At 27.5% G+C, this 3,726-nt stretch carries 5 protein-coding genes; 2 read left to right on the top strand and 3 right to left on the bottom strand.

What is annotated here, in order from left to right; translation table 11 throughout:
* Nucleotides 1–264 (top strand): UTRA domain-containing protein (locus QZ429_RS07510; RefSeq protein WP_291953362.1); only part of this gene is annotated, 264 nt, incomplete at its 5' end.
* A 105-nt stretch (nucleotides 265–369) separates the two neighbouring features.
* On the opposite strand, the gene QZ429_RS07505 is transcribed toward QZ429_RS07510, so the two are convergent.
* Genes QZ429_RS07505 through QZ429_RS07495 form a run of 3 tightly spaced genes read right to left on the bottom strand, consistent with a single transcriptional unit; the run spans nucleotide 370 to nucleotide 2,225 of the window.
* A complete protein-coding gene (locus tag QZ429_RS07505; RefSeq protein WP_291953360.1) occupies nucleotides 370–1,551 on the bottom strand; it encodes a molybdopterin molybdotransferase MoeA in 1,182 nt (393 codons plus the stop codon).
* Between the two features lie 8 nt (nucleotides 1,552–1,559).
* Nucleotides 1,560–2,000 carry a molybdenum cofactor biosynthesis protein MoaE gene (locus QZ429_RS07500; protein ID WP_291953359.1) on the bottom strand — a complete coding sequence of 147 codons (441 nt, stop codon included), beginning with the start codon at nucleotides 1,998–2,000 and terminating at the stop codon, nucleotides 1,560–1,562.
* A gap of 3 nt (nucleotides 2,001–2,003) precedes the next feature.
* Complete coding sequence (locus QZ429_RS07495) at nucleotides 2,004–2,225, bottom strand: MoaD/ThiS family protein (RefSeq protein ID WP_291953357.1); 222 nt, start codon at nucleotides 2,223–2,225, stop codon at nucleotides 2,004–2,006.
* A 274-nt stretch (nucleotides 2,226–2,499) separates the two neighbouring features.
* On the opposite strand from QZ429_RS07495, the gene nspC reads away from it, so the two are divergent.
* Nucleotides 2,500–3,663 (top strand): carboxynorspermidine decarboxylase, encoded by a 1,164-nt coding sequence (gene nspC, locus QZ429_RS07490; RefSeq protein ID WP_291953355.1) that lies wholly within the window; start codon nucleotides 2,500–2,502, stop codon nucleotides 3,661–3,663.
* Nucleotides 3,664–3,726 lie beyond the last annotated feature (63 nt).

Genomic DNA, 3,726 nt, shown 5'->3' with positions numbered 1-3,726 from the left:
GCCTCCAACAAGGTGATTTTATTTAAGGAAATCCTCGTAGATAAAAAACTCTCTAAAATAAGTACTTTTCCCTTAGGAACGGAACTTTTTTATATTCAGAGAATCCACTATTTAAACGGCAAACCCTTAATTTTAAATCACCACTATTTTTTAAAAAAACTAATGCCTGAATTAAATATTGAAATTTCCGAAAGATCCATCTATGACTATTTGGAAAATTCACTAAAAAGCAATATCTTTCCTATAAATCTACAAAATAATTGAATTTATATTTTATTTAAAATTAAGAAAATATAGTTATTAAAAATTTAGTAGTTTATGAGTAAAATTTTTAATTATGATAAAAATTAGTTTTTATTTTAGTGTAAATTAAGGCATTAAAATAATATCCACTAAACTACCTTCTTTTATATTATCACTTGCTATTAAAAGTGCAGCTTGATTGTTGAGGTTATTGATAATAGCACTTGAGCCCTCTTTTTTGCCTTTTAAATTTGCAAAGATTTTTCCATTTTTAAATTCGATATTGCAAGCTACAAATTCTAAGTGAGGGCTTTTTTTCTTGTAATCTTCACTTAAAAAAGCTTGAAATTTGTAGTTTTTTTCTTGTAAAAGCCAAGCATTTAATAGCTCTCTTACATAAAGATTAAACATTACCATAGCCGAATATGGAAAACCAGGTAAGGCAAAGATGAATTTGTCTTCAAATTTAGCTATTTTTATATGTCTGCCAGGTTTTACATCGGCTTTATCTATGATGATTTCATAATCTTTTATAACCTGTTTTAAAAAATCAAAATCACCCATAGAAACCCCACCGGTAGTGATTAAAATATCACATGAATTTAAAGCTTGTTTTAAAGTGTTTTGAGTTTTTTCTTTATCATCTTTTAAAAGTGGAAAAATCCTAGCTTGACAATGTAATTTTTTAGCCATATTTGCTATAGCTACGTGATTTGATGAGTGAATTTGTGCAGGGTGATCTAAGGTCTCTCCTAGATCTTTTATCTCATCTCCACTGCTTAAAATCCCTACTATAGGCTTTATAAAAACGCTAATGTGAAAATATCCAAGTTCAGCTAAAAGAGCTATCTCGCTATAGCCTATTTTTATACCTTTTTTGAGCAAAATTTCACCTTTTTTGTAACTTTCTCCGACTTTTCTTACAGCAAAACCTTTACTCACTTTTTCTTTTATGATTAAAATATTATTTTTTACTTCCACTTTTTCAATAGGCACTAAAGTATCACTTCCCTCACTCATTAAAGAGCCGGTGAAAGTTTTAACGCATTCTTTACTTTTTATGTTGAAAGTGGGAAAAATTCCAGCAGGAATTTCTCCTATAATTTTTAAATTTTCATCTTGATCATCAAATTTTATAGCATAGCCATCCATAGCTGAAGTAAGAAATTTAGGATAATTTTCTAAAGCTATTATATCTACTGCTAAAATTCTATCTAAACACTCTGTTAGCGATATTTTTTCCACTTTTTCATAAGCTTGAATATACTTGTGAAGTATTTTTAAACTTTCATTATAAGAAATTAGCATTTTTATCCTTAGATACTTAAAATTCCTGCTCCTTTAAGTTTTAAAGAGCGTTTTTTAGCGTAAATTTTTTGATTATTAATAATATCATATTTCCAAATGGGTGCATTAGCTTTAAAATCTTCTACAAAATCATTAATTAATTTTAAACCTAATTTTCTTTGCTTACTTAAAACTCCTGCAAAATAAGAACTTTCATGAATTTTTACTTCATTGATAGAATGAGCAAACATTAAGATAACATTATCTTTACTAACTTTTTCCTGCCAAGCTTGAAACCATTTTTTTAAAATTGGCTCATAAATATCAAAGCTTAAAGCTTCAATATTATTTTCATCTCGCACTATACCGCAAAATGTTATCAAAGCACCGCAATTTTTATCTTTTGAAAATTCATACCATTTTGCATAAATTTTTGTAATATCTAAAGAATTTTGATGAAGTTCAAACATAATCTACCCTCCGCAAACTGGGGGAAGTAAGCAAATTTTATCACCATCTTTAAAATTTATATTTTCATCTGTAATGATTTCATCATTTAAAGCGATGGCACAAAGTTCTAACCATTCTTTTAAACTTTCATCTTTTTGAAGCAAGAATTTTAATTCTTTTAAATTTCTTACATCAACTTTTATATTTTCTTTATTTATAGGGCCTAAAAATTTAACTTCAATCATAAATCTCCTTTTTAGTTTAAGATTTTTATTATTTTTAAAATATTTGCACCTTTAATGCAATGAAATATTATTATATCACCAAGATTTTGATACTTTTAATTATTGTTAAGATCGATAGTACCTTGAAATGCTTTAAATTTAGCTTTTGTCATTTTATTTTTATATATTTATAAAATTTAATATTAGATAAAGTTTTATAAAATTTTGAAAACAAGTTATAATTTCTGTTTTTATTGTATTTAACGCTACAAAATTTGTAACTCAAAGGAAATCAATGCAAATTCAATATCATCTTAATGAAAATTTTAAAACTCCAGCTTATGTTTTAGAAGAGGAAAAGCTTAGAAATAATTGCGAGCTTTTAGCTAAGATTAGCGAGCAAAGTGGAGCAAAAATTTTACTTGCATTAAAAGGATTTGCTTTTTCTGGTGCTATGGATATAGTAGGTCAATACCTATCAGGATGCACTTGTAGTGGTCTTTGGGAAGCTAAATATGCTAAAGAATTTATGGATAAAGAGATTCATACTTTTTCACCTGCATTTAAAAGTGATGAAATAGATGAGATTGTAGAACTTTCTCATCATATTGTGTTTAATTCTTTTAATCAATTTAAAAAATACAAAGAAAAAGCACAAAAAAAAAGCATAGGTTTGCGTTGCAATCCTGAAATTTCAGTGGCACCAAAAGAAATTTATAATCCTTGTGGGAGATATTCAAGGCTTGGTGTTAGAAGTTGCGATTTTGAAAATGAAGATATAGACGGAATTAGCGGTCTTCATTTTCATGCTTTGTGCGAGGAAAGCGCACACTCTTTAGAGCTTGTATTAAATGCTTTTGAGCATAAATTTAAGCCATATATTAAAAAGATGAAATGGGTAAATTTTGGTGGTGGGCACCATATCACAAAGCAAGGTTATGATACGCAAAAACTCATATATCTTTGTAAAAAATTTTCTGATAAATACGGCGTGCAAGTTTATCTTGAGCCAGGTGAGGCTATTGGGTGGCAATGTGGAAGTTTGGTTGCTAGTGTTGTAGATATAATAGAAAATGAAAAAAAAATTGCTATTTTAGATACTTCAAGTGAAGCACATATGCCAGATACTATCATTATGCCTTATACTAGTGAAATTTTAAATGCTCGAATTTTATCTAGTAGAAATGGGGAAAAATATAGCGAGTTACAAAATGGAGAAATTGCTTATTTATTAGGTGGTAATACTTGTTTAGCAGGTGATATTATGGGAGAATATGCTTTTAAAAAAGAACTTTATATCGGTCAAAAAATAGTTTTTTTAGATCAAATTCATTATTCTATAGTAAAAAATACGACTTTTAATGGAGTGAAACTTCCAAATTTAATATTCTTAGATAAAAATAAAAAATTGTCTATAGTTAGAGAATTTAGTTATGAAAATTATTCACAAAGGAATTGAAATTTTTAAATTTTATAAAGGTATTTAAAAAACAAATAGGAGTAACACCTGCAAATTATAGAA

It is taken from the genome of Campylobacter sp. (assembly GCF_020024835.1).
Lineage (GTDB): Bacteria > Campylobacterota > Campylobacteria > Campylobacterales > Campylobacteraceae > Campylobacter_D.
This window is presented reverse-complemented; position numbering and strand designations above follow the sequence as displayed.